Below are 26,354 nucleotides of genomic sequence, written 5' to 3'. Positions count from 1 at the left end.
AGCAGAGCCGCACGTCCCGGTTTGCCATTTTTAACGCGAGGGCGCGTTTCCAACGGGAACCGGAATTCACTTTAGGAGGGTGCACTATGGCCCGAAATACCTTGCCGTCCATTACCGCCGGCGAAGCCGGTCTCAATCGTTACCTCGACGAAATCCGTAAGTTTCCGATGCTCGAGCCGCAGCAGGAATACATGCTCGCCAAGCGTTATGCCGAGCATGGCGATCGTGACGCCGCCCACAAGCTCGTCACCAGCCATCTTCGCCTTGTCGCAAAGATCGCGATGGGTTATCGCGGCTATGGGCTGCCGATCGGCGAAGTCGTTTCCGAGGGTAATGTCGGCCTGATGCAGGCCGTCAAGAAGTTCGATGCCGAGCGCGGCTTCCGCCTTGCCACCTACGCCATGTGGTGGATCAAGGCCTCGATCCAGGAATATATTCTGCGTTCGTGGTCGCTCGTGAAGATGGGCACGACCGCCAACCAGAAGCGCCTGTTCTTCAACCTGCGCCGGCTGAAAGGCCGCATCCAGGCGATCGATGACGGCGACCTGAAGCCGGAGCACGTCTCCGAAATCGCCACCAAGCTGAAGGTCTCGGAGGAGGAGGTCATTTCGATGAACCGCCGCCTGTCCGGCGACGCCTCGCTGAACGCGCCGATCAAGGCGGCCGAAGGCGACAGCGGCCAATGGCAGGATTGGCTGGTGGACGACCATGACAGCCAGGAAGACGTGCTGATCGAACAGGACGAACTCGACACCCGCCGGCGCATGCTGGCGAAAGCGATGAGCGTGCTGAACGAGCGCGAACGCCGTATCTTCGAGGCTCGCCGCCTCGCCGAGGATCCGGTGACGCTGGAAGACCTGTCGACAGAATTCGACATCAGCCGCGAACGCGTCCGTCAGATCGAAGTCCGCGCTTTCGAGAAGGTGCAGGACGCTGTCCGCAAGGAAGCCCAGGAACGCGCCAAGGCCGTCCGCGTCGTCGAAGCAACAGCATAAACCTGGCTTATGAGAAATTGAAAAGGCGGGTCCTTGCGGCCCGCCTTTCTGATTCTCTACTGTTCGCAACCTCGGCACCCCGTCAAAGGTCGAGAGTTCGAATTACGGCCAGTCGTCACTGGCTCGTCGACACGTCCCCGAGCGCGGTCCATTCCTTGATGGCGGTATTGAAGGCATCCGTTCCCGTATTGCCCTTTTCCATCGTCAGCAGCGCGCGGCGGCCGTTGCGGTAGGTGACGGGGATATCGATCCAACTGCGGGTCGACATCAGGTCGAGATTGGCCTTGCGCGCATCGGGATAGTCGTTGAGCGCGATCATGTGGAAATCGTCGGTGATTTTGGCCGGAACCGCGATCAGCGCGTCGCCGCGGTCCTGCTCGGTGCGCTTCATCGAAATGCGCTGAACGCTGTCGATGCTGCCGCCTTCGAAATTCGGCGGCAGCGAGAAGACGATCTCGACGAGATGGCTTGCCGGCAGCGACGGATCGGAATTGCGTTTGAAGGTGACGAGAGCAGAGAGATTGCGCTCCGGCACGGTGACGTTGCCCTGCACCGTCGCCTCCTGCCGGCCGCCTTGGCCTGCTTCGTGCTGCACGCTCCAGACCACCGATCCTTCGATCGCCGTCGGCGAGCTTTGGCCGATGCGCTCCTCATAGAGGAACATCTTTTGCGACGAGCCGACGAGAGCGGTTTGCTGCGGCGATGCTGTCGGGCCGTTCGGCGTCGGCGTTTCGGCCGGTGCGACATCGCCCTGCGCGGTCGCCGCCGGCGGCGTGTCCGCTGCCGCGACATTCTGTTCGGCGACCGATTTTCCTTCCGCGGTCGGCGTTCCCGGCACCGTCGCCGGTCCGCTGTCGACCTCGGTCCCATCGGTCAGCAGCCGCTGGGTGAATTTCGAATTGGCCGCGGCGCCGTCATTGTTCATTGACGCCACCTGCGGGTTCTGGTTCGGCGGAGCCGGCGCCGCTGGCGTATTCTGCGCTCCCGGTGTGGTCGGCTGGGCCGGCGTCGCTGCGTTCGGCTCGGCAGGCGTTGCGGAGCCGGCAGGCGGCGTCGCCGCCTCGTTCCTGGTCGCCTGCGACGGTGCCGAACTGACGAGCCCGTCGACCATCGCCACCAGCGCCTCTCTGTTCATCCAGCCGGCATAGGCGCCGCCGCCGATCAAGAGAAGCGCGAAGATGAGGGTGATGACGGTGCCGATGCCGAAGCGTCGACGCTTCGGCTCCATCCGGAAATTCTTGCCCTGCAGCTTGGAAGCGACCATCTGGTCGATATCCATCGCCGGATTGGTGTCATCGTCGTCGGCCGCGACAGAGCCGCGGCGGTCGTAGCCGCGTAGCGCCTTCGCCTCGCGCCAGTCCTCGCTCGGCGCGCCGCCTGCGGGGGCCGGCTTGCCGTTATGCACTTCCGCGAAGATATCGACATCGTCGAAATGCGAGGCGACCGGCGCCGCCTTTTTGTTGTTGTCTCCCTCGATCGGCGGCAGATCATCGAAGACTGCGGTCTCCCAGGAGAAACTTTCCTTGGCCGCCGGCATGACGGCCGCAGGTGCGACTTTTTCGAGGCTCGATATCACCTCCTCGAAGGCGCGCGCCGAGGTATCCGGGGTGGTCGGCGCCGTCTGCGAATACTGCCGGAGCTCCTCTTCCGTCCATTCGGTCTCCGCATCCTTCGGCGCCGGAGCCGGAGTCTCGGCGGCGGGCTCGGTCCAGACGGGATCGAAATGCGCTGCGGCATCAGCCTGCAGCGGCTCCTCGCGGCTATGCTCAACGAATTCCTCCGGACGATCGAACTCGGCGACGACCGGCTCCACCAGCCGATGGGCAGCATGGTCCAGGCCGCGCGCGACGCGTTGCGACGAGTCGATAGGCTCGTAGGCCTTCTCGGCAGCCGGCTCCTCGCTTTCCACCGTCGCCGGTTCGGCCGCGAGTTCTTCTGCCTCTGCGGGAGGCTGCTCGTCGGGATGATATTCGCCGGCTTCCTCGTGGCGATGGTGGGCAGGCGGTCCCCAGCGCTCATCATCTGCAGGCCAAGCCTCGGCAGCGATGTCGCGTCGCTCACCGGAATGCCATTCCTCGGCCGGCCCTTCCTCTTCATGCGAGGGATGCCAGTATGTTTCGGCAGGAGCCGGTGTCTCTGCCTGCGCGGGAGCAGTGGCCTCGGCCGCAACGGACGTGGGGAGGCTGGGTGCTTCTTCGGAGAGAGGCTCCTCGTCCGCGAACTCTTCCTGGGGCTCCCGCGGCGCGGCAGCTTCTACGTGATCCGGCTCGGCGGCGGCCTCAACCGCCTGCGGTTCCGCAGAGGCTTCGTCGACCGGCTCTTCGACGGTCGTCTCCGGTGCAGGCGCCGGTTCGCCTTCGTCGTGGACCGCTTGTTCTTCGGCGAATTCCGGCGCGACGGCGGCGGCAACCGGCTCATCGAGCGGCAGCGCCTCGGCGTGTTCGCCTTCCACTTCGCGGATGGCGGCCTCGAGCTTTTCGAGCTGGCGTTGCAGCATGGCTTCCGGCGGACGCGGCTTCATGTTCTCGAGCTGCCGCTGCACTGCGCCGCGGGCACGTTCGTAGACCTTCACCCGCATCTCTGGGGTATTTTCAGCCAGGCCGTCGACGGCCCGCCGAATAACTGCAATAAAATCCGCCATCAGTACTTTCTCAAGAAGTCCGGCACCCTACCGAACCATCCTCCATAGTGACCCGTGAGCTTAGTCCTCAAACGGATCGGTCACAAGTATCGTGTCATCCCGCTCCGGGCTGGTGGAAAGGAGCGCGACCGGCGCGCCGATCAGCTCTTCGACCTGGCGAACATATTTGATCGCCTGTGCCGGCAGGTCCGCCCAACTGCGGGCGCCGACGGTCGATTCCTTCCACCCTTCCAGCGTGATATAGACCGGTTCGACCCTAGCTTGCGCTCCCTGGCTTGCGGGAAGATGATCAATCTGTTCACCGTCGAGCATGTAACCGACGCAAATCTTCAATTCCTCAAGGCCGTCGAGCACGTCGAGCTTGGTGAGCGCGATGCCCGTGATGCCGTTGGTGGCAATCGACTGGCGCACGAGGGCGGCGTCGAACCAGCCACAGCGCCGCTTGCGCCCGGTTACCACGCCGAACTCATGGCCTTTTTCGCCAAGGAACTCACCGATGGCATCCTTCAGCTCCGTCGGGAACGGGCCTTCGCCGACGCGCGTCGTATAGGCTTTGGTGATGCCGAGGATATAGCCGAGCGAGCCCGGCCCCATGCCGGAACCGGCGGCGGCCTGGCCGGCCACGGTGTTCGATGAGGTCACGAAAGGATAGGTGCCGTGGTCGATGTCGAGCAGGCTGCCCTGCGCGCCTTCGAAGAGGATGCGGGAGCCCTTGCGGCGCTCTTTGTCGAGGAAGAGCCAGACGGTGTCACGGAACGGCAGCACCCGATCGGCGATCGAGGTCAGTTCGTCCATGATCGTCTGGTGGCTGACTTCGGCGACACCGAGGCCGCGGCGAAGCGCATTGTGGTGCGTGAGAATACGGTCGACCTTGCCGGCAAGGCTGTCGAGATCGGCAAGATCCATCACCCGGATGGCGCGGCGGCCGACCTTGTCTTCATAGGCAGGGCCGATGCCGCGGCGTGTCGTGCCGATCTTGGTGCCGCTGTTCGAGGCCGCATCCTCGCGCATCGCGTCCAGCTCGCGGTGCAGCGACAGAATGAGCGTCGCATTGTCGGCGATACGCAGATTGTCCGGCGTCACCGTCACGCCCTGGGCTTCCAGCCGGCCGATCTCGGCGATCAGCGCATGCGGATCGACGACCACGCCGTTGCCGATCACCGCCATTTTGCCCGGGCGCACGACGCCGGAGGGCAGCAGCGACAGCTTGTAGCTGGTGCCGTCGATGACGAGCGTATGGCCGGCATTATGTCCGCCCTGATAGCGCACAACGATATCCGCGCGCTCCGAAAGCCAGTCGACAATCTTGCCCTTGCCTTCGTCACCCCATTGCGAACCGACCACGACTACGTTCGTCATCCAACTCTTCCTGTTACCGGCGGAAAACCGCGCACCTGCTCAAACCCGCGCATCTATAAAGCTTTGTTTTTGGGAAAGCGACCCTGTTGTCACAGGTGATTGGGCTTTTTACGTGACAAATCAGCAGCCGGCAGGCTATTGCCCGTCACAAAACGCCGCTCGGCGGTCGCGGAAAGACGGGAAAAGCGCTCTTGCAAGCCACGGCCTACATCTGCCTCGTTATCGCCACCCTCTGCTGGGGCGGCAACTCCGTCGCCGGCAAGCTTGCAGTCGGCCATATCAGCCCGATGATGCTGACCTTTCTGCGCTGGTTCATCGCCGTGGCCCTGATCGCCTTGATTTCGGTGCCGCAGCTCAAAAGAGACTGGCCGGTGGCCCGGAAGAACCTGCCGCTGCTCTTCTTCTACGGCGTCATCGGCTACACGCTTTTCAACGCCATGCTTTATTCGGCCGTGCAATATACGACGGCGATCAATGTCGCCATCGAGCAGGCCGGCATCCCGATGCTGATCTTCCTGTTGAATTTCATGTTCTTCCGCACCGGCATCTCGCTGGCGCAATGTCTCGGCTTCGGCATGACGCTGATCGGCGTCGCACTGACCGCCGCTCACGGTGACCTAGCAACACTGCTGCAACTAAGCCTCAACCGCGGCGACGGGCTGATGCTGATCGCCATTGCCGCCTATTCGGTCTACACCATCTTCCTGCGCTGGAAGCCGCCCGTCGACTGGCGCACGCTGATGGCGTTCCCCGCGCTCGGCGCCATGCTGACCTCGGCGCCGCTGCTCCTTTGGGAAGCCGGGCGGGGTGCCGCGCTGTGGCCGGATCAGGCCGGCTGGGTCATCACGTTCTACACGGCGACCTTCCCGTCGCTGCTGGCGCAGATCCTCTATATCAAGGGTGTCGAGGCGATCGGCGCCAATCGCGCCGGCCTGTTCATCAATCTCGTGCCGGTATTCGGAACTTTGCTTTCCGTCGCCCTGATCGGCGAGGCGCTGCAGTCCTTCCACATTGTCGCGCTGGCACTGACCTTAGGCGGCATCGCGATCGCCGAAAAAGGCCGGCCGAAAGCTTCGGCTCCGACCGTTCCAGCCTCACCTGTGGATTAGAGCCTTTCCTGTAAGATTGAAGCATTCTGTTGGCGCAAACGGAGTCGGATGGTCGACCGGCCGGCGCGCGTCGTAGCCCAGCTCTACGGCCAAGCCGGCCGGTCGATCAGCCGCCCGTTTCAGCCAACCCTCCCGCAGATTTGCCAGGCAAATCTGCAAGACTTGGGAATCGCCGGACGCACTTATCGCTTCGCCACGGCGAAGCGGTGCGGCCCGTGGGCCGGGCATCTCTCCGCCAGGATCAGAGGCGATCGGCTCGAGCGTACCAACGGGCATGCCCTTCGCCAATCGCCTCTGCCCTGACGAAAACCGGCTCCGGCCGAATGCTTCAATCTAACCAGGAAAGGCTCTAACCAAGCTCCAGCGTCGTCACGCCGAAGACGTGCTTCAGCGGGGTGGCCGGCGCCGGGCCGCGATACATGCGCGTCGTCTCGAACACCGGTCGAAGGCCGAGGCCCTCGGCGAGTGCCACCGCCTCGTGGTTCTCCGTGGGGATATCGATGAAGAGAGCAGCCCCTTTCGCTTCGGGGATCAATTCGGCAAGCAGCGCTGCGGCGCTGTCGGCATCGTTGGCAAAGAGCGGCCCGATCTTGTAACCCTCGTAGCAGCGGCGGATCGTGCCGTAACCGCGGATCTTGCCGCTCTTGCGCACCACAGCCGAGCGGCGGCCCTTGCGAGCGGTGCACCAGGCGGCAAGGAAGGCATCCCGCGGCTGCGGAAAGATCGCCGAATCAAAACGCTGCAGGCCTTCGAGGCGCGAATCCATGACCGGGTGCGCGGCAAGCGCCGAGACAGGCAAGGTGGTGGCGACGCCGCCGTAGCGAATGGTGGAATAGGCGGGTTCGAAGCCGGCCTTGCGGTAGTTGTCCTGTTGTGCTGCGACGCCGTCGAGGCCGATCGTGCGGTCCCCCGCGCTTGATATGCCCGTCTCCCAGATCGCCTTGCCGTAACCCTTGCCCCGGAAATCGGGATGGACGATGTAGAGGCCCAGAAAGGCGAAACTCTCACCGTATTTGACGACCGAGATCGAGCCGACGGGGACTTCACCGACTGCGCCGACGAAAAATCCCGACGGATCGGCCTCAAGAAATGCAAGCGAATCGTCGAGGCCCGGGTTCCAGCCCTCCTGACGCGCCCATTCGAGCACGAGTTCCAGTTCGCCGGGCCGCATGGAACGAACGGCAAATTCCGAATTCATGCGACTTTCCCAGATTGAATGTCCCGCAAGTCCATCCCGGCAACCGCAAAGCAATTGTCAGGTCCCCAGTTCCCCGATTGCAGCTGCGAATGATGGAAAGTCGCGCTCATGATCTTGACCACGCGTATAATCATTTTTCGATGCAATGCAGAAAGCTTGGTTTCCGCATTAGCATGAAACAATGCCGATGCAAGCTCAAGAAAATTACTTGCGCCAATTATCTCTCCACGACCGCGAAAGCCTGCCGGCGGTCCCCACCGACGGATCACCGGGCCGTTCCGCCGATCGCCGCCTTCTGCTTTTCGATCCCGTTCGCCATAGGTGAGAAAAGACGAGCCGTCTCGGCCGCCGGTGCGGGATAACCAAACGCGTAACCCTGCAGGCCATCGCAGCCGAGCTTCGCCAGCACGACGGCATGCGCCTCGGTCTCGATGCCCTCGGCGATCACCTCGACGTCGAGCGCCTTGGCGATTTCCACGATCGAACCCACCACGCGCCGCTGCTCGGCGGAGCTGACGACTTCGGCGATGAGCTGCCGGTCGATCTTCAGCCGCTTTGGCCGCAGCTTGACGAGACCGATGAGCGAGGCATGGCCGGATCCGAAATCATCGATCTCGATGTCGATACCCATTTGTTTGATATCGCCGATATGATCCAGCAGTTTTTCGTCGCTGTCGTCGAGAAAAATCGTCTCGACCAGTTCGAAGACGATCACGTCGGGCGGAATGTCGAGTTTCCTCAGCTTGCCGAGCAACGTCGGATCGGCAAGGCGCGACGCCGAGATATTGACGGCGATGCGCGGAACCGCAAATCCCTGCAACAGCCAGAACAGCCGGTCTTCAAGAACGTTTTTCAGGATCGCCGCATCGATCTCCGCCGCAAGCCCATGCTCGTCGGCGATCTTTAGGAATATCCCCGGGGCGAGCACGCCCTTCTCCGGGTGTTTCCAGCGCGCCAGGGCCTCGAAGCCTATGACTTCCCGCGTCCGGGCATCGAGCTGCACCTGATAATAGGGAACGATCTCGCCGCGCTCCAACCCGAGCTTCAGCTCTTCGGCGAGGCGACGCTTGGCGCGCAGATCTTCCTGCAATTGCCGCGTGAAGAATTCGACGCGATTGCGCCCGAGCTTCTTGGCCTGGTAGAGCGCCAGATCGGATTCGGCAAGCAGGTTGCGCGCCCGCCGATCGCCGCTCCAGGAAACGCCGATCGAGGCGCCGGATTGCAGCATCTCCTGACCGAAGCGGATCTTCTTCCGCAGCCGGCGCTGAAGGTCGTCGGTAATCAGCTTCAATTCGGCGAGATCGCTGAAATTAACCAGCACAATGACGAATTCGTCGCCGCCGACGCGGGCGACCATGCCATTTGCGGGAATGGCGGCGGTGATGCGAAGGGCTGCGGCCCTCAGAACCGCGTCGCCTGCGGCATGACCGTGACTGTCGTTGATCTGCTTGAACTGGTCGAGGTCGAGATGCAGGACGCCAAGCGTCGTGATGCTCCTGTCGGCCGGCAGCTCGGCGAGCCGCTTGTCGAGAAGGCGCCGGTTCGGCAAACCGGTGAGATAGTCGTGATCGGCGACATGCTCAATGCGCGCATTGCTTTCCTCGAGCGCCAGCGCCCTCGCCTCGGCCACCATCTTCTGGCCGGCGAGTTCAGCGTTGAGCAGGACGTCGGCGGTGACATCCCATTCGGCGCCGATGAAGGAGGGCAGCCCCTCCGCATCCACGTAGAAATGTGCGCGTGACCGCAGATGGCGGATTTCGCCGCTCGGCAGCACGATCCGAAATTGCGAATTATAGGCGCCTCGGGTGGCGATCGCCTGGTCGAAGTCGTATTCGGCTTGCTCGCGGTCGTCGGGATGGATCGCATTCGACCATAACCATGCCGGCACTTCCCGGCATGTCTCGCCGGTCTCGTAGAGACGGTGCATCTGCGCATCCCACAAGATCTCGCTCGTTGCGATGCTGTGCTCCCAGACACCGATCCGGGATGCATCGAGAGCGAGTTCGAGCCGGCGCAGAAGATCCTGAAACTCTTGTTCGGATCGCGTGGGTCTATTTTCTGGCAACGCGGTCTCAGCCTTAGAAGCTTCCATAATCGCAATATGGTCTCAGGCCGGCATTAATGAAGCCTTGTTGCGATGATCGAACTAGTCACTAGGTGAACTGTCCGTTACGACTTTCCCTTTTTGGATCAAAGGACTTGTAGTCCGTAACACAGTCAAGATCAGTGGTTGTGCCGTGGCGGGTTTTTGGCAATCCCGCGGAATTCCGCCGCCCCTTCCAGAACCGCGCCGTCTGACAGTTGCGTGACCGAGCGCCGGTAGATCTGCTGCCACGGCGTCGCATCCGGGGGCACCGGCGGAATACCGTCGCCCTTGCGCCGTTCGATCTCGGTCTCGTCGACCACCATGTCGCAACGCCCATGGTTGAAGTCGATGCGGATGATATCGCCGCTGCGAAGCCAGGCAAGGCCGCCGCCGGCCGCACTCTCCGGCGAGGCGTTGAGGATTGAGGGGCTGTCGGCCGTGCCCGACTGGCGGCCGTCCCCGATCGTCGGCAGGCTGCTGATGCCGCGCTTCAGAAGATGGTCGGGCGGCTGCATGTTGACGACCTCTGCCGAACCCGGCCAGCCGAGCGGCCCGGCGCCGCGGATGACCAGAATGGTATTCTCGTCGATGTCGAGATCTGGATCGTTGATGCGCTTGTGATAATCTTCCGACCCGTCGAAGACGACCGCCTTGCCTTCGAAGACGCCCTCCCGCCCGGGCTCCTGAAGGTAGCGCCGGCGAAAATCCTCAGAGACCACGCTCATCTTCATGATGGCGAAATCGAAGAGATTGCCCTTGAGAACGAGGAAGCCGGCCCGCTCCTTCAGCGGCTCGCCAAATGGCCGGATAACCTCGCGGTCGCTGGCTTCCTTACCCTGCAAGTTCTCGGCCATCGTCCTGCCCGTCACCGTATCACAGTCGCCATCCAGTTTTCCGGCCTGCAGCAATTCCCACATGATCGCCGGCGTACCACCGGCGCGGTGATAACGTTCGCCGAGATAGGCGCCGGCCGGCTGGACGTTCGCCAGCAGCGGGATGTCGAAGCCGTGCACCTGCCAATCATCGGGATGAAGCTCGACGCCGGCATGCTTGGCCATCGCCGCCAGATGCGGCTGCGCATTGGTCGAACCGCCGATCGCCGAGTTGGTACGGATGGCATTGAGGAAGGCCGCGCGCGTCAAGATATCCGACGGCTTCAGATCCTCGAAGACGATCTCGACGGCGCGCCGCCCGGTGCGGTAGGCCATCTGCCCGCGCTCGCGGTAGGCAGCCGGAATGGCGCCGCATCCGGTCAGCGACAGGCCGAGCGCCTCGGCAAGGGCGTTCATCGTCGAAGCCGTGCCCATCGTGTTGCAGTGGCCGACGGAGGGGGCAGAATCGAGCGCCGCCTGCAGGAATTCCTCCCGGTCGATCTCACCTGCCGCATATTTCCGCCGCATCCGCCAGATCACCGTGCCGGAACCGGCCAGCTCTCCCTCGTGCCAGCCGTCGAGCATCGGCCCGCCGGAGAGCACGATCGCCGGAATATCGACCGTCGACGCCGCCATGATCGCGGACGGCGTGGTCTTGTCGCAGCCGGTCGTCAGCACGACGCCGTCGAGCGGATAGCCATAGAGGATTTCAACGAGGCCGAGATAGGCGAGATTGCGGTCAAGTGCCGCCGTCGGGCGCTTGCAGTTCTCGAAGATCGGATGTGTCGGAAATTCGATCGGAATGCCCCCGGCATCGCGAATGCCGTCACGGACGCGCTTGGCAAGTTCGACATGCACCCTGTTGCACGGCGTAAGATCGCTGCCGCTTTGGGCAATCCCGATGATCGGCTTGCCGGAGCGCAGCTCTTCCGGCGTGATCCCGTAATTCATGAAACGCTCCAGATAGAGCGCCGCCATGTCGATATGATCTGGATTGTCGAACCAATCCTGCGAACGCAGGCGCCGCTTCGGAGACTGGCTGTCGGTCACCTCTTGCCTCCGGGCAGAGCATTCTTCTCTTCGAGGTGCAGGAGCAGGCCGCTATGATCCTTTTCGCCATTGCCGTTTGCGACGAATTCGCCGAATTCGGCGTGTACCGCCGCAGTCAGGGGCAGCGTCAGCGACAGGGCATTGGCCGTCTCCATGGCGGCGTTCAGATCCTTCAGCTGGTTGCTGGACGAACCGCCTGGAGTAAACTGCCGATCGACCATGCGTTTCCCGTGGAGGTCAAGGATACGGCTCTCGGCAAAGCCGCCGCGAATGGCGTCGCGGAAGGCCGCCGGCGAGCCGCCGCCGGCGGCAATCAGCATCATCGCTTCGGCGACGGCGCCGATCGTCACCGCGACGATCTGCTGGTTGGCGAGCTTGGCAAGCTGGCCCGCCCCGCTTGGACCGACGCGGGTAACGCGCCCCATCGGCGCAAAGATATCTGCAAGTGCGTCGATCACACCTTTCTCGCCGCCCGCCATGATGGCGAGCGTACCGGCGTCGGCCCCGACGACGCCGCCGGAAACCGGCGCATCGACATGAGCGATGCCGCGCTCAGCAAGCCTGGCAGCATGGTCGCGGGCAAAATGCGGGGCGATCGAACTCATATCGATAACGGTGGCCGCTGAGGTCATCGCATCGGCCGCTCCGCGGTCGAACAGCACGTCCTTCACCGCTTCGGCATTGGTCAGCATGGTGATGACGACGTCGGCGCCCGAAACAGCATCCGCGGGTGTCTCTGCACAGATCGCGCCGTCTCCCGCCAGAGCCTCGGCTTTGCTGCGATCGCGATTCCAGACGGTGACGGCAAAACCCGCGCCCAGCAGCCGGCGAGCCATCGGCGCGCCCATCAGCCCGGTGCCGAGAAAGGCGATCCGCCTGCCGTCATGACCTCTGCTCGAACCTGTCATTCAGTCCTCCCAACTGTTGTTCGTCTTTGATAACCCCCTCACCCATCGTTGCAACCGTTTTGATGACGCATCGGCTCGAAAACGATACGGGCGAGAACCGAAGTTCCCGCCCGATTTACTCGACAAAGGAAGGTTGAATTCCGTTATTCCGCCGCGAGCCGGATGACCTCCGCCTCTTCGTCCTTGTGTTCGTCCGGCTTGTGTTGGACGAGCGGACGGTTGCCCGTCAGCCGGCGCAGCAGCACGTAGAAGACAGGCGTCATGAAGATGCCGAAGAAGGTCACGCCGATCATGCCCGAGAACACCGCGACACCCATGGCCGCGCGCATCTCCGCGCCGGCGCCTGTGGAGACGACGAGCGGCACAACACCCATGATGAAGGCGAGCGAGGTCATCAGGATCGGGCGAAGACGAAGGCGGCTGGCCTCGATCGCGGCCTCCCGCGGCGTCCTGCCCTCAAACTCCAGTTCGCGGGCGAATTCCACGATCAGGATCGCGTTCTTCGCCGATAGTCCGACAAGCACCACAAGACCGATCTGGGTGAAGATGTTGTTATCTCCACCGGTGAGCCAGACGCCTGTGAGCGCAGCCAGCACACCCATCGGCACGATCATGATGATCGCAAGCGGCAGCGTCAGACTTTCATACTGGGCGGCCAGCACCAGGAAGACGAGCAACAGTGCTAGCGGGAAGACGACGACGCTCGAATTACCGGCAAGGATCTGCTGATAGGTCAGATCCGTCCATTCGAAGTCGATGCCTGCCGGCAGGGTCTCGTGAAGGATCTTTTCGATCGCCGCCTGTGCCTGGCCGGACGAGAAGCCCGGCGCCGGACCGCCGTTGATATCGGCAGCGAGGAAGCCGTTGTAGCGGTTCGCACGCTCGGGACCGGTGCTCGGCTCTACCTTCAGCAGGGCCGAAAGCGGGATCATCTGACCCGATGCCGAACGGACTTTCAGCTGGCCGATATCTTCCGGCTGGGCGCGGAATTTCGCATCGGCCTGCACCCGGACGCTGTAGGTGCGGCCGAACGCGTTGAAGTCGTTCACATAGAGCGAACCGAGATAGATCTGCAGCGTCTGGAAGACGTCGGTGACGGAAACCCCGAGCTGCTCGGCCTTGGCGCGGTCGAGATCGGCATAGAGCTGCGGCACGTTGATCTGGAAGCTGGAGAACAGCCCGGCAAGCTCAGGCGTCTGATAGGCCTTGGCAAGCACCGCCTTGGTTGCCTCGTCCAGCGCCTGATTGCCCAAGCCGGCGCGGTCCTCGATCTGCAGCTTGAATCCGCCCGTCGTGCCGAGGCCGTTGACCGGCGGGGGCGGGAACATGGCGATGAAGGCATCCTGGATGGCTGCGAATTTCTGGTTCAGCGCCATGGCGATGGCCCCGCCCGAAAGATCCGGCGTCTTGCGCTCCTCGAAGTCCTTCAGCGTCACGAAGACGATGCCGGCATTCGACGAGTTGGTGAAGCCGTTAATCGACAGACCAGGGAAGGCGATCGCATTGGCAACGCCCGGCTGGGCGAGCGCAATATCGGTCATGCGCTTGATTACATCTTCCGTGCGGTCGAGGCTTGCGGCATCCGGCAGTTGGGCGAAGCCGATCAGGTACTGCTTGTCCTGAGACGGCACGAAGCCGCCGGGGACCGTGCTGAACAGACTGTAGGTCGCACCGACCAGCGCCAGATAGATCACCATGACAATGCTCTTACGCGACAGCAATCCGCCGACGCCCTTGCCGTAGGCATTCGAGCCGGCGCCGAAGACCCGGTTGAAGCCGCGGAAGAACCAGCCAAAGATGGCATCCATGAACCGCGTCAGCCAGTCTTTCGGCTGATGATGACCCTTCAGCAGAAGGGCTGCCAGCGCCGGCGACAGGGTGAGCGAGTTGAAGGCCGAGATGACGGTCGAGATCGCGATCGTCAGTGCGAACTGGCGATAGAACTGACCGGACAGGCCGGAGATGAAGGCGAGCGGCACGAAGACCGCGACGAGGACCAGCGCGATCGCGACGATCGGACCGGAGACTTCCTTCATCGCCTTGTAGGTGGCCGCCCGCGGCGACAGCCCCTGTTCGATATTGCGCTCGACGTTCTCGACCACGACGATCGCGTCGTCGACGACGATACCGATCGCCAGCACCAGCCCGAACAGGCTGAGCGCGTTGATCGAGAAGCCGAAGACGTACATCACCGCGAAGGTGCCGATGATCGATACCGGAACCGCGATCAGCGGAATGATCGAGGCGCGCCACGTCTGCAGGAACAGGATGACGACGAGAACAACGAGCGCGATGGCTTCGAGCAGCGTGTCGATGACCTTCTCGATCGAGGCACGCACGAATTTCGTCGTATCGTAGACGATCTCGTATTTGACGCCCTCGGGCATGGCGAGCTGCAGCTGATCCATAGTGGCGTGCACATTGTCGGCGATTTCGATCGCATTCGAACCGGGCGCCTGAAGCACGGCAACGGCGACGGCCGGCTTGCCGTCGAGCAGCGAGCGCAGCGTATAGTCTGCGGCGCCGAGCTCGATGCGGGCAACGTCGCGAAGGCGGGTGATCTCGCCACTGGCGCCCGTCTTGACGATGATATTGCCGAACTCCTCAGGCGTGCGCAGGCGGCCCTGGGCATTGACGTTGAGCTGCAGATCTACACCCGGCTGGCTCGGCGATGCGCCGATGATGCCGGCCGCGGCCTGGACGTTCTGGGAACTGATGGCGTTGCTGATGTCGCTGGCGGCGAGATCATGCTCAGCAGCCTTCTGGGGGTCGATCCAGACACGCATCGAATAGTCGCCGGCGCCAAAGACCTGCACCTGACCGACGCCGGCGATGCGGGCAAGCCGATCCTTGATATTCAGCGTCGCATAGTTGCGGAGATAGGTAATGTCGTGATTGTCGCCGTCGGAGACGAGGTTGACGACCATGATGAAGTTAGGCGAACTCTTGACCGTCGTGATCCCGAGCGAGCGGACTTCCGCCGGCAGCCGTGGTTCGGCCTGAGAAACGCGGTTCTGCACCAGCTGCTGCGCCTTGTCGGGGTCGGTGCCGAGCTTGAAGGTGACGGTCACGTTGAGCACGCCGTCCGACGTCGCCTGGCTGGACATGTAGAGCATGCCCTCGACACCGTTGATCTGCTCTTCGAGCGGTGTGGCCACCGTTTCGGCGATGACCGAGGGGTTGGCGCCGGGATAGGTGGCGCGCACAACGATCGACGGCGGCACGACCTCCGGATATTCGGAAATCGGCAGCGCCCTGAGGCCGATCAGGCCGGCAACCACGATGAGGACCGAAAGAACGCCGGCAAAGACCGGTCGGTCGACAAAGAATCTGGAGATGTTCATATCAAAGCCCTCTCCGGGGTGAACATGGATGCAACGTCCCTCTCCGGCGGTTGGAGCCGCCGGCGGGTCATTTATTTCGGGTATTGGCCCTCCCCCGCGAGGGAGAGCGAAGACTTATTGAGCGGTCGCGACCTTCTCTTCCATCTGCGGTATGACGACCGCGCCCGGACGAATGCGCTGCAGACCGTTGACGACGATCTTTTCGCCGGCGTTCAGGCCGCTTTCGACTACCCGCTGGCCGTCGGAAAGCGTGCCGAGCTGGACCTGCCGGTAGGCAACCTTGTTTTCGGCATCGACGACGAAGACGAATTTCTTGTCCTGGTCGGTGCCGACGGCGCGGTCGCTGATGACGATCTTGTTCTCGGCCTTCGGCTGGCCCATGCGCACCCGCACGAACTGGCCGGGGATGAGGCGACCGCCCGGATTGTCGAAGACGGCGCGTACGCCGATCGTGCCGCTTGCCGCATCGACCTCATTGTCGATCAGCTGCAGCTTGCCTTTGATCGGCGTCCCGCTGTCGGCCAGCGTGCCGACCTCGACCGGGATCTGCTCGACCGGCGGCAGGGCGCTATCGGTCTGCGGAAGCTCGGCAAGCGCGCGTGTCACCATTTCTTCGCTGGCGTTGAAGCTCGCATAGATCGGATCGACCGACACCAGCGTCGTCAGCGCCGGCGAGGCCGAGCCGGCGGCAACCAGGTTACCGGCGGTCACCTCGATCTTGCCAATGCGGCCGGAAACCGGTGCCCGCACCTCGGTATAATCGAGATCGAGCTGGGCCGACTGCAATGCGGCCTGCGCCGAACGCAGCCCCGCCTGCGCCTCGGCCAGCGTGCTGTGGCGCTGATCGAGATCGCTCTGGGAGATGGTGCGGTTGTCGGAAAGCCTGCGGCCGCGATCGAGCTCGGTCTGCGCCAGGCTGACCTTGGCCTCGGCCGAAGCGACCTGGCCCTCAGCCTGCGCCACGTTCGCCTGATAGGGAGCCGGGTCGATGGTGAAGAGCAGGTCACCCTGCTTGACCAGGGCTCCTTCCCGGAAGGCCACGGACAGGATGGCGCCGGCGACGCGGGAACGAACCTGGACACGGTCGACCGCTTCGAGACGGCCGGAGAAACTCTCCCAGGCCGTTACGTCGCGCGCCGCGACGACGGCAACCGTCACCGGCACGGCAGGCGGCTGCGCCGGAGCGGAAGCAGCCGTGGCGGTTGTGCTCATCGGCAATTCGAAAAACAATGCGGCGCCTGAAACGGACGCAACAAGGCCCATGCCGGCGCCCACCAGGGCCCAGCGCTTACTTCTGGACGTCATCAGTACTCTCCTTGCGGCCCAAAGCCGCTGAAATATCAGATCATCTTCAATGCAATTGCGGTTGGTCGCTTACGTCCTGAAGGAAGCTTCCGAAATGACGGCTGACGTGTTCCTGCCAGTCGGGCACTCCTTCGGATTTCCCACCATAAAGCGAGGGCCAGCCCGTCCCGGCGGGAAGGACATGCTGGCGCACACCGACGCCGGCCTTTTTCAGGCGGGCACCGTAACCAAGTGTTTCGTCGTGCAGAGGGTCGTCCTCGGCGGTAAAGATCAGTGCCGGCGCGACGCCTGAAAGACGCGAACAGAGGCAAGGCGCCGCATAAGGGTGGCAGCCACCACCGCTCAAGTAATGGCTCCAGCCCTCCGTCCAGCGCTGGCGCATGCCGATCGCCTCGGCCTTGCGGATCGAGGAGGTGCCCATGAAGGGATCGAGCAGCGGCGAAATCAGCACCTGGCCGTCGAGCGCATCCGGCATCTGGTCTCGCGCCTTCAGCGCCACGCCGGCGGCGACATTGCCGCCCGCCTCTTCGCCGGCGACGAAGAGCAGCGACTTACGGTCGCCGAGACCGGCGGCGCGCTTGTTGGCGAGATAGCTGAGAACGGAGAAGGAAACTTCCAGCGCCTTCGGGAAGAGATTGCCGGACAGACTGCTATAATCGACGGCAGCGACGATGGCGCCGGCCTTCGCGAGGCTAATTGCCACCGGCCGGTCGACATTCGTCTCGCTGTCGAGAAAAGCGCCGCCATGCAGGTAAAGCACGATGGGCGGACCCTTGCCGTAATCGGCGCCCTGGTAGATGCGTGCGGAAACGGGGCCGATGGCCACCTTATCCAGCATCATATCTTTCCATGCCACCGTCATGTTCCGGTCTCTTTTGCGTCGGCCACAAGCAGGCAACGCCTGCCGCTTGCATTTTGTACAAAAAAGATATTGTTATTCCATTCAGGGAATAAGAAGCGATATCGCGATTACACTGTTCCAGATCTCGAACAATGGTGCAACGCAAACTGCGGATTTCAAACCGATGGATCAGCTCTCGGCAATGCGCGTCTTCATCCGCGTGGTGGAGACGGGCAATTTCACCCGCGCCGCCGACATGCTCGCCATGCCCAAGGCGACGGTCACCAATCTCATCCAGGGCCTGGAGGCGCATCTGCGCACCAAGCTTTTGAATCGCACGACTCGCCGGGTGATGGTGACCACGGACGGCGCGCTTTATTACGAACGCGCCGCCCAGATCATTTCGGAATTGGAGGAACTCGACGGTAGCCTCTCCAATTCGCAAAGCCTGCCGAGCGGGCGGCTGCGCGTCGAAATGGCCGGTGCTTTCGCCGATTGGATCGTCGTTCCCGCACTCTGCGATTTTTATCAGCGCTATCCCGATATCCGCATCGACCTCGGCGTCGGCGACCGCACCGTCGATTATCTTGCGGAAAATGTCGACTGCGCGCTGCGGGCCGGCACGCCGACCGACCAGTCGCTGATCGCCCGACGTGTCTCCGAAGTCGAGATGATCACCTGTGCTTCGCCGACCTACATCCAGAAGTTCGGCATGCCCGAGCGGCCGGAGGATCTGGAGGCCGATCATTACTCGGTCAACTATTTCCGCGCCCAGAACAACCGAACACTGCCTTTCGAATTTCGTCGGCACAACGAGGTGATCGAGACCAGTCCGCGTTACATCGCCTCGGTCAACGACAGCCGTACCTATCTGACAGCTGCGCTGACGGGTCTCGGCATCGCGCAGGTGCCGATCTTCATGGCGCGTGAGCCAATGGCAAGGGGCGAACTCGTCCGCGTGCTGCCGGATTGGCGTCGCGATCCGCTACCGCTTTACGTCGTCTACCCCCCGAACCGCCATCTCAGCAACAAGGTTCGCGTCTTCGTCGACTGGCTGGTGAAGCTTCTGGTCGAGGCGAAATTGAACGACGTCTGAGCGTTAAGACAAATACGGCCCGGAAGGCAGGGGAAACCTTCGACGGGCCGCAATGTACAACTTTGAACATCAAGCCTGTCGCACCATAGCAAGGGCGCAGCAGGCTTTGGAGGTCGGAAGAGAGCGGCAGGGAATTCCACTCTCTCGCGATAAAACAGATATACGCACTCCCCGCACGATTGTAAGGAAAAATTCCGCAATCACGTTCACAGAATTGCGATAACGGGTTGGCTCCCATGTTCCCGCGCCAGCGGCGGGCGGGATTTCAATTCCTGGCAGCCGGCTTCAGCAGGTCCCCGAGGCCGATGCGGCGGAACAATTCCGCCCGGACACGGTCGGCGATGCCGTTGACGATCTCCGCGCCGTCCTCGGATGGATCGATATGGACGCGGAACGGCCTCGTACCGAACGGCTTGCCGACGACATCGACGATGGCGACGGCTACCGTGCCGGCATCGGCGTCAGCAGGTTCGAGTGCTGCCAGGCCCTGCAGCGCCTGTTCCGGCACACCCTTGTAGGGTCCTTCATTATATTCGGCGGCGCGGGCGGTATCATCCGGCGAACCGGAATGGGCGAAGTGGTTGGTGCCCCTGGTGAAGGCGCCGGGCACGATGATCGAGGTCTCGATGCCCCAGCGGGTAAGCTCGCTGGCATAGGAGACGGCAAGTGAATCCATCGCCGCTTTGGCGGCGAAATAGGGCGAGAGGTAGGGAGGCGTGCCGCCGCGGCTGCTCGACGACGATACCCAGACCAGCAGGCCTGTACCCTGCTTGCGCAGATAGGGGAGTGCCGCGCGGTTGACGCGCTGGGTGGAAAGCACGTTGATGTCGAAGAGTTCGGCGAACTGTTCCGGCGTGAAGGCTTCGGCCGGGCCGAAGGACATATGGCCGGCATTGTGGATGATGACATCGAGGCGGCCCTCATCGGCGATAATCCGGGCGATACCGGATACAACCGAGGCGTCGGAGGCGACATCGAGTTCGACCGAGCGCAGATCGACGTTATTGTCCCTGGCGAATTCAGCCGCGTCGGCGACGGCCGGAGCGTTGCGGCCTTCCGTTGCGCGCATGCCGGCATAGACGGTATGGCCGGCCTTGGCGAGGGCGCGAGCGGTAAGAGCGCCGAAACCGCTGGAAGCGCCGGTGATGATAATGACTTGCTTGCTCATGATCCTATTCCTTCTGGGATTGGGGTTTGGTTGAAGTGGAAGCTTGAGATTGGCGGCGGCATCGAGACAGCCGCCAGCCCTTCATCAGATCACGCCGCCATTGGCGCGCAGCGTCTGGCCGTTGATCCAGCCGCCATCCGGACCGGCAAGAAAGGCAACCGCAGCGGCGATGTCTTCAGGTGTGCCGAGGCGTTCCAGCGGGTTCATCTTCGCCATGCGGGCGATCAGTTCGTCCGACTTGCCGTTGAGGAAGAGGTCGGTGGCCACAGGGCCAGGTGCGATGGCGTTGACCGTGATGTTGCGGCCCCGCATCTCCTTGGCCATGATCGCCGTCAATGTTTCCACGGCAGCCTTAGTGGCAGCGTAAACGCCATAGGTTTCGAGCTTCAGGCCGACGACCGACGTCGAGAAGTTGACGACCCGGCCGCCGTCACGCAGCCGCTTGGCGGCTTCTCGCAGCGTATTGAAGGTGCCCTTCAGATTGACGCCGATCTGCCGATCGAAATTGGCGTCATCGGCCTCGGCAAGCGAAGAGAGCATCATGATGCCGGCATTGTTGATAAGCACATCGACGCCGCCGAAAGCGGCTTCCGCGGCATCGAACATGCGGCGGACGGCTTCGGCGTCGCTGACATCGGCTTTCGCCGTCAGCGCCTTGCCGCCGGCCTGCTCGATCTCCTGGACCAATTCCTCGGCCGGAGCGGCATTGCCGGAATAGTTGATGACGACGGTGAAACCGTCCTTGGCGAGGCGTCGGGCGACTGCCGCTCCAATGCCGCGGGAAGCACCGGTGACCAGTGCCACCTTGCCGTTTTCTTTGGAAGCCATTGTCCTTCTCCTTCATCATGCGCCGCAGCGCGTTTTCAATGAGGAGAAGATGCACCTGTTCATTCTACGGATAATCAGGCATTATCCGGCATCACTATCCGGGAATTACGAACAACTAGATGGACAGATTTGATGCCATGCGCGTGTTTTGCCGCGTCGTGGAACGCCGCAGCTTCACGCTTGCCGCCGAAGACACCGGCCTGCCGCGCTCGACCGTCACCGATGCGATAAAGCAGCTCGAAGCCCGCCTCGGCGTGCGTCTGCTCCAGCGCACGACACGCCATGTCAGCCCGACGCTCGACGGCGAAGCCTATTACCAGCGCTGCCTGTCGATCCTTGCCGATATCGAAGATGCCGAAGGCGCTTTCGCCGGCGCCAAGCCGAAGGGCCTGCTGCGCGTCGATGTGCACGGCACGCTCGCCCGGCATTTCGTGCTGCCGAGCCTGCCGTCTTTTCTAGAGACCTATCCCGAGATCGAATTCTACATGAGCGAGGGCGACCGGCTGGTCGATCTGGTGCGCGAAGGCATCGATTGCGTGCTGCGCGTCGGCACGCCGCAAGACAGCGACATGGTCGCCCGGCGCGTTGCCCTGCTCGATGAGGTGACACTCGCCTCTCCTGAATATATCGCCACCCATGGCCCGCCGCAGCACCCTGACCGGCTTGACGGCCATCGCATGGTTGGCTTCCGCTCCAGCAGCACCGGCAGTCTGTTGCCGCTCGAATTCATCGTCGACGGCACGGTGCGTGACATCTCCATTCCCGCCACCGTCGCGGTCAATGCCGCCGAAAGCTATATTTCAGCGGCGAGGATGGGCCTCGGCATGATCCAGATTCCGCGCTATCACGCCGAAAAGGACCTTGCCGCGGGCACGCTGGTCCGCGTGCTGCAGGATTTTCCGCTGACCCCCACGCCGGTTTCCCTGCTCTACCCCCGCAACCGCCAGCTTTCGCCGCGCGTGCGCGTCTTCATCGACTGGCTGGTAAAGGTCTTCGCTCGACAAAATTCCGAAAACGCGCTTCACTAAAATGCGCCTTGCTAATATGAGCGCCCGCGGAGAACGGCCATGGCACTCAACGATATCACCGTCTACCAGACGGAAGACGGCTTCGTCGTCGAATTCGGCGGCGAAGGCGAAGACAGCATTGCCGTGACGCTGCGCAGCACGCCTGAGCTGACGTCGGAAAACGCCGTCCTGCGTGCCAAGGCCCTGCTTGCCGCAGCGATCGAACCTGCCCATGGCGACGGCGCGCGCAGCAAGGACCCCGCTTTGCTCGAGGAAGAGCTGGAGGAGGGCCTGGAAGACTCCTTCCCAGCGAGCGACCCGGTCTCGGTCACATCATCCTCGATCCCGATGCGCGATCCGAGCGCCGGCCGCTGACCCCTGTCGCGCAAACAGATGAAACGGTTTTGGGATGACGATAGGCGCGTTGAATGTTATCTGCGTCTGATATGACCGATGGTGGAACGATATCAGGTGGGATCGGCACCGGCACGCTCACCGGCGAAAGCCTCAGGAAGTTTTTCGAGCGCGATGCGATCACCGTCTCTCGCGACCTGCTCGGCTGCCATCTGACCGTGGACGGCGTCGGCGGACGCATCACCGAGACCGAAGCTTATTTCCCCGATGACGAGGCTTCGCACAGCTTCCGCGGCCCGACCAAGCGCAACCTCGCCATGTACGGCAAGCCGGGCAACGTCTATATCTACCGCATCTACGGCATGTACTGGTGCCTGAATTTCGTCTGCCATCCGGGCTCGGCTGCACTCATCCGCGCCCTGGAGCCAGAAACGGGAATTCCTGTGATGATCGAGCGGCGCGGCACCGATATGCTGACGTCGCTCTGCAGTGGTCCCGGCAAGCTCTGCCAGGCACTCGGCATCGATATCGAGATCAATGACAGGCTGCTCGATCGCCCGCCCTATGCGATCACGCCGTCCGCACCGGTGCCGATCGTCTCGGGAAAACGCATCGGCATCACCAAAAATGCCGAAGCACTATGGCGCTTCGGCATTCAGGGATCGCGTTATCTCAGCAAGCCGTTCCGCTAGAGCATGATGCCGAAAAGCGTGACGCAGTTTTCCGTCCAGAAGTGCGGCAACGCCTGGAGTTCATTCCATCACGGCGCTGTGGTCGACGGCAGGTGCTGCCTTCGGTTTGCGTAGCAATAGCACCAGCGGGATGACTGCAAGCGACATCTGCATCAGCAGCTTGAAATCGTCCATATAGGCAATGATCGTCGCTTGCAGGGTGATGACCTCGTTGAGCGAGGCGCGGCCGGCCGCAGTCACCGGGCTGAGCCCCTGCGCAGCCACCGCATTGAAAGCGTGATTGAACGGCGTCACATAGGCCGCGATCGATTCATGATTGCTCTGCGTGTTCTCGACGATCAGCGCCGAGACGATCGAGATGCCGACCGCCGAGCCGATGTTTCGCGACAAGTTGTAGAGACCGGTGCCGTCGCCGCGCATATGGGGGGGCAGCGTGGAAAAAGCGATCGTAGTCAGCGGCACGAACAGAAAGCCGAGACCGGCGCCCTGGATGAAGCCGACCGAGACGATCGTCCATTGCGAGACGTCGGGTGTCCAGCCGGTCATGTCATACATCGCCCATGCGGTGAGCCCGAGGCCCAGCGCCAGCAAGGCGCGCGTATCGACCTTGCCGACCAGCCGCCCGACGATGAACATGCAGAGCATGGTGCCGAGCCCGCGCGGCCCCATGACGATGCCGGCGGTAATGACGGGATAGCCCATCAGCGTCTGCAGATAGGGCGTCATCAGCGCCAGCGAGGCGAGATAGGTAATACCGATCACGAAGATGAAGACCATGCTGATCGAAAAATTCTGGTCGAGGAACAGCTTCGGATTGACGAAGGATTTCTCCGCCGTCAGCGTATGCACCAGAAGCAGATAGAAGGCGGCGGCGCAGATGATCGCTTCCAGCATGATCTCACCGGAGGAGAACCAGTCGAGTTGCTCACCGCGGTCGAGGAAGAGCTGCAGCGAGGCGATGAACAGGCTCATCATCCCGAAACCGAACCAGTCCAGCTTGGCGAGCACATCCCTCTTCGTCTCCGAAACGAAGACGACGATACCGGCAAAGGCAAGCGCGCCGATAGGCACGTTGATGTAGAACACCCAGCGCCAGCTGATATTGTCGGTCAGCCAGCCACCGATGACGGGCCCGAGGACCGGTCCGACCATGACCGAGACGCCGAAGAGGGCCATGGCCGAGCCGCGCTCCTCGACCGTATAGATATCGAGGAGGATGCCCTGGGAAAGCGGCACCAGCGATGCGCCGAACAGCCCTTGCAGCAGGCGGAAGGCGACGATCTGATTGAGCGATTGCGCCAGGCCGCAGAGAACGGAGGCCGCCACGAAGCCGGCGATGGCAACGAGCAGCACGCGCTTGCGGCCGAACTTGGCGGCGAGGAAGCCCGACGGCGGCGTCATGATTGCCGCCGCGACGATATAGGAAGTCAGCACCCAGTTGATCTGGTCGGCAGAGGCCGACACGCTGCCCTGGATATAGGGCAGCGCGACGTTGGCGATCGTCGTGTCCAGCGCCTGCATGATGACGGCGAGAATGACGCAGGCCGTGATCGCACCGCGATTGGCAACCGGGCTCGCCGGAGAAGCAGAAGCGTTACTCATCATCCTTGCCCTGAGGCCGACCCAGAAGCTTGTTGACGAAGTCGGGCAGGCCGCGGGCATGGCCGGTCTCGACATCGACCACCGTGCTCATGCCGACGCGCAGCGGCGGCTTGCCTTCGCTGTCCTCGATGCTGACGCGCATCGGAATGCGCTGGACGACCTTCACCCAGTTGCCCGTAGTGTTTTGCGCCGGCAGCAGCGAGAAGCTGGAGCCGGAGGCCGGGCTGATGCTCTCGACCTTGCCCTTCCACATCACGCCCGGGTAGGTGTCGACATAGATTTCGGCCGTCTGGCCTGATTTGACATAGGTGAGCTCGGTTTCCTTCGGGCTGGCGGCGATCCAAAGGTGATCGGTGGCGACAAGCGAGAAGGCCTGCTGCGAAGCCTGCAGGTAGGAGCCGACCTGCAGCGCGTTGACATTGGTGACGATACCGTCGAACGGCGCCTTGACGACGCTGTGGTCGAGTTCGCGCTGGGCGTTGTCGACATTCGACTTGGCCTGCAAGTAGAGCGGGTTCTCCTCGATCGGCTGGTCGGCCGAGCCGCCGAGCTGGGCAAGCGTGGTTGCAGCTTCCGCCTTGGCGACGGCAACCTTCTGCTGCGCGGCTTCGAGATTGTGCTTGGCCTCGTCATAGGCCGACTGCGTCGCGCTGCCATTGTTGACGAGGTTCTGCTGCCGGTCGAACTGATCCTGGTAATAGGGCAGGTCGGCTTGCGCCTGCGTGATCTCGGCCAGCGACTGCTGATAGCTGGCCTTGAGGTTCATGATCTGGTTGCGCTGCACGCCGAGCTGCGCCTTGGCGCCATCGAGCGCGATCTTGAAGGAATCGGCCCTGAGGCTGAAGAGCACCTGCCCTGCCTTGACCGCCTCGTTCTCATGCACGTCGATCTTTTCGACGATGCCTGAGACATCGGTGGTGAGCCCGACCATATCGGCCTGGAGATAGGCGTTGTCGGTCGACATCACCTGGCCGCCATTGACGTAATAATAGCCGCCGACGACGAGCGCGACCGGCAGCAGGGCGAACAGGATCGGCCGCGTGAGACTGCGCCGGCGGCGGACCTTGTTGCCGCCAGGCGCAGCCACGGCAGCAGCCGGCGCTGAATTGGATGGAGGCGCTTCGGCTACCGTTTCCTGCTGTTTGGCTTGGTTTTCTTCGACAGGTGTCTTGGCATTGGCGTCGGCAACGACGCGGAGGGGGGATTGATCAGCCATCGTTCGTCTCATTCTCGTCGACCGGGCTCCGGCATGCCTGAACCAGGTTCGTCTTCATTACGGATAGGATGTGGAAAAGCTGCTCGCGCTGCTCGGCCGTAATGCTTTGCAACGCTTCTGCGCGGGTGGTGTCGCCAAGCTCGCGCATTTCGGCGAGCAGCGGGTGCGCCTCGTCGCGCATGTAGAGCAGCCAGATCCGCCGATCGGTCGGGTGCTGGCGGCGCTCGATCAGCCCACGTTCGGCGAGCTTGTCGAGGATGCGCACCAGCGTGATCGGCTCGACCTCGAGGATTTCGGCAAGGCCGCCTTGATGGATGCCTTCGTTATTCGAGAGATAGGCAAGCGTCTGCCATTGCGACCGGGTCAGCCCAAGGCACTTCGCACGTTGCTCGAACCGCTTGCGCAGCAGCCGTGCGACGTCGTGGAGAAGGAAGCCGAGGGTCGGAGTAGCGCTCATGAAGACCTGCGATCATTAATTTATAAGCATACTTATAATATCGGTAGATATATTGAGCATGCCGAGCGCGCAAGGGCACGGTCGCAGGATTTCGCAAGCGCAGCCAAAATGCCGCAGCTGCGACCGGAAGGCTCGCAATTCGCCACTCTTGTCCGTGCAAGACTTCCGTCCAGTGGCGGCAGCCCGGCTTCAGCCCTAGTTTCGGGCAGACATCGCCTCCGCCGGA

At 62.6% G+C, this 26,354-nt stretch carries 20 protein-coding genes; 6 read left to right on the top strand and 14 right to left on the bottom strand.

What is annotated here, in order from left to right:
• Window positions 1-86: 86 nt before the first annotated feature.
• Entirely contained in the window at window positions 87-995 is a 909-nt protein-coding gene (rpoH, locus tag FHX03_RS06610) for an RNA polymerase sigma factor RpoH (protein ID WP_003566040.1), read from the top strand.
• A 115-nt stretch (window positions 996-1,110) separates the two neighbouring features.
• On the opposite strand, the gene FHX03_RS06605 is transcribed toward rpoH, so the two are convergent.
• Complete coding sequence (locus FHX03_RS06605; RefSeq protein WP_183853019.1) at window positions 1,111-3,636, bottom strand: hypothetical protein; 2,526 nt, start codon at window positions 3,634-3,636, stop codon at window positions 1,111-1,113.
• Between the two features lie 60 nt (window positions 3,637-3,696).
• On the bottom strand, window positions 3,697-4,995 hold the full coding sequence (locus FHX03_RS06600) for an adenylosuccinate synthase (RefSeq protein WP_003590514.1): 1,299 nt from the start codon (window positions 4,993-4,995) through the stop codon (window positions 3,697-3,699).
• Between the two features lie 191 nt (window positions 4,996-5,186).
• On the opposite strand from FHX03_RS06600, the gene FHX03_RS06595 reads away from it, so the two are divergent.
• Window positions 5,187-6,104 (top strand): DMT family transporter, encoded by a 918-nt coding sequence (locus FHX03_RS06595; protein ID WP_097629137.1) that lies wholly within the window; start codon window positions 5,187-5,189, stop codon window positions 6,102-6,104.
• A gap of 349 nt (window positions 6,105-6,453) precedes the next feature.
• Here the strand turns inward: FHX03_RS06595 and FHX03_RS06590 are convergent, their stop codons facing one another.
• The 7 genes from FHX03_RS06590 to FHX03_RS06560 form a co-directional block, all read right to left on the bottom strand.
• Window positions 6,454-7,302, bottom strand: coding sequence for a GNAT family N-acetyltransferase (locus FHX03_RS06590; RefSeq protein WP_097629138.1), 849 nt, complete (start codon window positions 7,300-7,302; stop codon window positions 6,454-6,456).
• Window positions 7,303-7,567: 265 nt separating this feature from the next.
• Complete coding sequence (locus FHX03_RS06585; protein WP_183853018.1) at window positions 7,568-9,394, bottom strand: putative bifunctional diguanylate cyclase/phosphodiesterase; 1,827 nt, start codon at window positions 9,392-9,394, stop codon at window positions 7,568-7,570.
• Between the two features lie 131 nt (window positions 9,395-9,525).
• The gene (locus FHX03_RS06580; RefSeq protein WP_183853016.1) at window positions 9,526-11,310 is read right to left on the bottom strand and encodes an IlvD/Edd family dehydratase; all 1,785 of its coding nucleotides are present in this window, start codon (window positions 11,308-11,310) and stop codon (window positions 9,526-9,528) included.
• Entirely contained in the window at window positions 11,307-12,218 is a 912-nt protein-coding gene (locus FHX03_RS06575; RefSeq protein ID WP_097629141.1) for an NAD(P)-dependent oxidoreductase, read from the bottom strand. The genes FHX03_RS06580 and FHX03_RS06575 overlap by 4 nt, the downstream gene beginning before the upstream one ends.
• A gap of 143 nt (window positions 12,219-12,361) precedes the next feature.
• Complete coding sequence (locus FHX03_RS06570; protein WP_183777500.1) at window positions 12,362-15,562, bottom strand: efflux RND transporter permease subunit; 3,201 nt, start codon at window positions 15,560-15,562, stop codon at window positions 12,362-12,364.
• 114 nt (window positions 15,563-15,676) lie between these two features.
• Window positions 15,677-16,867, bottom strand: a complete 1,191-nt coding sequence (locus tag FHX03_RS06565; protein ID WP_012558749.1) for an efflux RND transporter periplasmic adaptor subunit — start codon at window positions 16,865-16,867, stop codon at window positions 15,677-15,679.
• 46 nt (window positions 16,868-16,913) lie between these two features.
• Window positions 16,914-17,729 (bottom strand): alpha/beta hydrolase fold domain-containing protein, encoded by an 816-nt coding sequence (locus FHX03_RS06560; protein ID WP_097629143.1) that lies wholly within the window; start codon window positions 17,727-17,729, stop codon window positions 16,914-16,916.
• A 163-nt stretch (window positions 17,730-17,892) separates the two neighbouring features.
• Between FHX03_RS06560 and FHX03_RS06555 the strand changes: the two genes are divergently transcribed.
• A complete protein-coding gene (locus tag FHX03_RS06555; protein ID WP_097629144.1) occupies window positions 17,893-18,804 on the top strand; it encodes a LysR family transcriptional regulator in 912 nt (303 codons plus the stop codon).
• Window positions 18,805-19,069: 265 nt separating this feature from the next.
• On the opposite strand, the gene FHX03_RS06550 is transcribed toward FHX03_RS06555, so the two are convergent.
• Both FHX03_RS06550 and FHX03_RS06545 read right to left on the bottom strand, forming a co-directional pair.
• Window positions 19,070-19,972 carry an SDR family oxidoreductase gene (locus FHX03_RS06550; RefSeq protein WP_097629145.1) on the bottom strand — a complete coding sequence of 301 codons (903 nt, stop codon included), beginning with the start codon at window positions 19,970-19,972 and terminating at the stop codon, window positions 19,070-19,072.
• Between the two features lie 84 nt (window positions 19,973-20,056).
• Entirely contained in the window at window positions 20,057-20,800 is a 744-nt protein-coding gene (locus FHX03_RS06545; RefSeq protein WP_018243332.1) for an SDR family oxidoreductase, read from the bottom strand.
• A 119-nt stretch (window positions 20,801-20,919) separates the two neighbouring features.
• On the opposite strand from FHX03_RS06545, the gene FHX03_RS06540 reads away from it, so the two are divergent.
• The 3 genes from FHX03_RS06540 to FHX03_RS06530 are packed head-to-tail and all read left to right on the top strand — an operon-like array spanning window position 20,920 to window position 22,853.
• On the top strand, window positions 20,920-21,828 hold the full coding sequence (locus FHX03_RS06540; RefSeq protein WP_097629146.1) for a LysR family transcriptional regulator: 909 nt from the start codon (window positions 20,920-20,922) through the stop codon (window positions 21,826-21,828).
• A 39-nt stretch (window positions 21,829-21,867) separates the two neighbouring features.
• Entirely contained in the window at window positions 21,868-22,182 is a 315-nt protein-coding gene (locus FHX03_RS06535) for a hypothetical protein (protein ID WP_097629147.1), read from the top strand.
• 53 nt (window positions 22,183-22,235) lie between these two features.
• Window positions 22,236-22,853 (top strand): DNA-3-methyladenine glycosylase, encoded by a 618-nt coding sequence (locus tag FHX03_RS06530; protein WP_097629148.1) that lies wholly within the window; start codon window positions 22,236-22,238, stop codon window positions 22,851-22,853.
• Window positions 22,854-22,913: 60 nt separating this feature from the next.
• Here the strand turns inward: FHX03_RS06530 and FHX03_RS06525 are convergent, their stop codons facing one another.
• The 3 genes from FHX03_RS06525 to FHX03_RS06515 are packed head-to-tail and all read right to left on the bottom strand — an operon-like array spanning window position 22,914 to window position 26,128.
• Window positions 22,914-24,455, bottom strand: coding sequence for a DHA2 family efflux MFS transporter permease subunit (locus FHX03_RS06525; protein WP_183853014.1), 1,542 nt, complete (start codon window positions 24,453-24,455; stop codon window positions 22,914-22,916).
• Window positions 24,448-25,671, bottom strand: a complete 1,224-nt coding sequence (locus FHX03_RS06520) for an HlyD family secretion protein (RefSeq protein WP_097629150.1) — start codon at window positions 25,669-25,671, stop codon at window positions 24,448-24,450. The genes FHX03_RS06525 and FHX03_RS06520 overlap by 8 nt, the downstream gene beginning before the upstream one ends.
• Window positions 25,664-26,128 carry a MarR family winged helix-turn-helix transcriptional regulator gene (locus FHX03_RS06515; RefSeq protein ID WP_003590495.1) on the bottom strand — a complete coding sequence of 155 codons (465 nt, stop codon included), beginning with the start codon at window positions 26,126-26,128 and terminating at the stop codon, window positions 25,664-25,666. Before FHX03_RS06515 ends, FHX03_RS06520 begins: the two co-directional genes overlap by 8 nt.
• Window positions 26,129-26,354: the final 226 nt, after the last annotated feature.

This window comes from Rhizobium sp. BK456 (genome assembly GCF_014194045.1).
Taxonomy (GTDB): domain Bacteria; phylum Pseudomonadota; class Alphaproteobacteria; order Rhizobiales; family Rhizobiaceae; genus Rhizobium; species Rhizobium redzepovicii.
The sequence above is the reverse complement of the archived record's forward strand: the minus strand, read 5'-3'. Positions and strand labels throughout refer to the sequence as shown.

Coding starts and splice junctions, on each gene's coding strand:
- FHX03_RS06570 (WP_183777500.1), bottom strand. CDS start 15,562: ATGAACATCTCCAGATTCTTTGTCGACCGACCGGTCTTTGCCGGCGTT.
- rpoH (WP_003566040.1), top strand. CDS start 87: ATGGCCCGAAATACCTTGCCGTCCATTACCGCCGGCGAAGCCGGTCTC.
- FHX03_RS06515 (WP_003590495.1), bottom strand. CDS start 26,128: ATGAGCGCTACTCCGACCCTCGGCTTCCTTCTCCACGACGTCGCACGG.
- FHX03_RS06590 (WP_097629138.1), bottom strand. CDS start 7,302: ATGAATTCGGAATTTGCCGTTCGTTCCATGCGGCCCGGCGAACTGGAA.
- FHX03_RS06535 (WP_097629147.1), top strand. CDS start 21,868: ATGGCACTCAACGATATCACCGTCTACCAGACGGAAGACGGCTTCGTC.
- FHX03_RS06600 (WP_003590514.1), bottom strand. CDS start 4,995: ATGACGAACGTAGTCGTGGTCGGTTCGCAATGGGGTGACGAAGGCAAG.
- FHX03_RS06555 (WP_097629144.1), top strand. CDS start 17,893: ATGGATCAGCTCTCGGCAATGCGCGTCTTCATCCGCGTGGTGGAGACG.
- FHX03_RS06545 (WP_018243332.1), bottom strand. CDS start 20,800: ATGGCTTCCAAAGAAAACGGCAAGGTGGCACTGGTCACCGGTGCTTCC.
- FHX03_RS06550 (WP_097629145.1), bottom strand. CDS start 19,972: ATGAGCAAGCAAGTCATTATCATCACCGGCGCTTCCAGCGGTTTCGGC.
- FHX03_RS06520 (WP_097629150.1), bottom strand. CDS start 25,671: ATGGCTGATCAATCCCCCCTCCGCGTCGTTGCCGACGCCAATGCCAAG.
- FHX03_RS06540 (WP_097629146.1), top strand. CDS start 20,920: ATGGACAGATTTGATGCCATGCGCGTGTTTTGCCGCGTCGTGGAACGC.
- FHX03_RS06585 (WP_183853018.1), bottom strand. CDS start 9,394: ATGGAAGCTTCTAAGGCTGAGACCGCGTTGCCAGAAAATAGACCCACG.
- FHX03_RS06575 (WP_097629141.1), bottom strand. CDS start 12,218: ATGACAGGTTCGAGCAGAGGTCATGACGGCAGGCGGATCGCCTTTCTC.
- FHX03_RS06605 (WP_183853019.1), bottom strand. CDS start 3,636: ATGGCGGATTTTATTGCAGTTATTCGGCGGGCCGTCGACGGCCTGGCT.
- FHX03_RS06560 (WP_097629143.1), bottom strand. CDS start 17,729: ATGACGGTGGCATGGAAAGATATGATGCTGGATAAGGTGGCCATCGGC.
- FHX03_RS06525 (WP_183853014.1), bottom strand. CDS start 24,455: ATGAGTAACGCTTCTGCTTCTCCGGCGAGCCCGGTTGCCAATCGCGGT.
- FHX03_RS06530 (WP_097629148.1), top strand. CDS start 22,236: ATGTTATCTGCGTCTGATATGACCGATGGTGGAACGATATCAGGTGGG.
- FHX03_RS06565 (WP_012558749.1), bottom strand. CDS start 16,867: ATGACGTCCAGAAGTAAGCGCTGGGCCCTGGTGGGCGCCGGCATGGGC.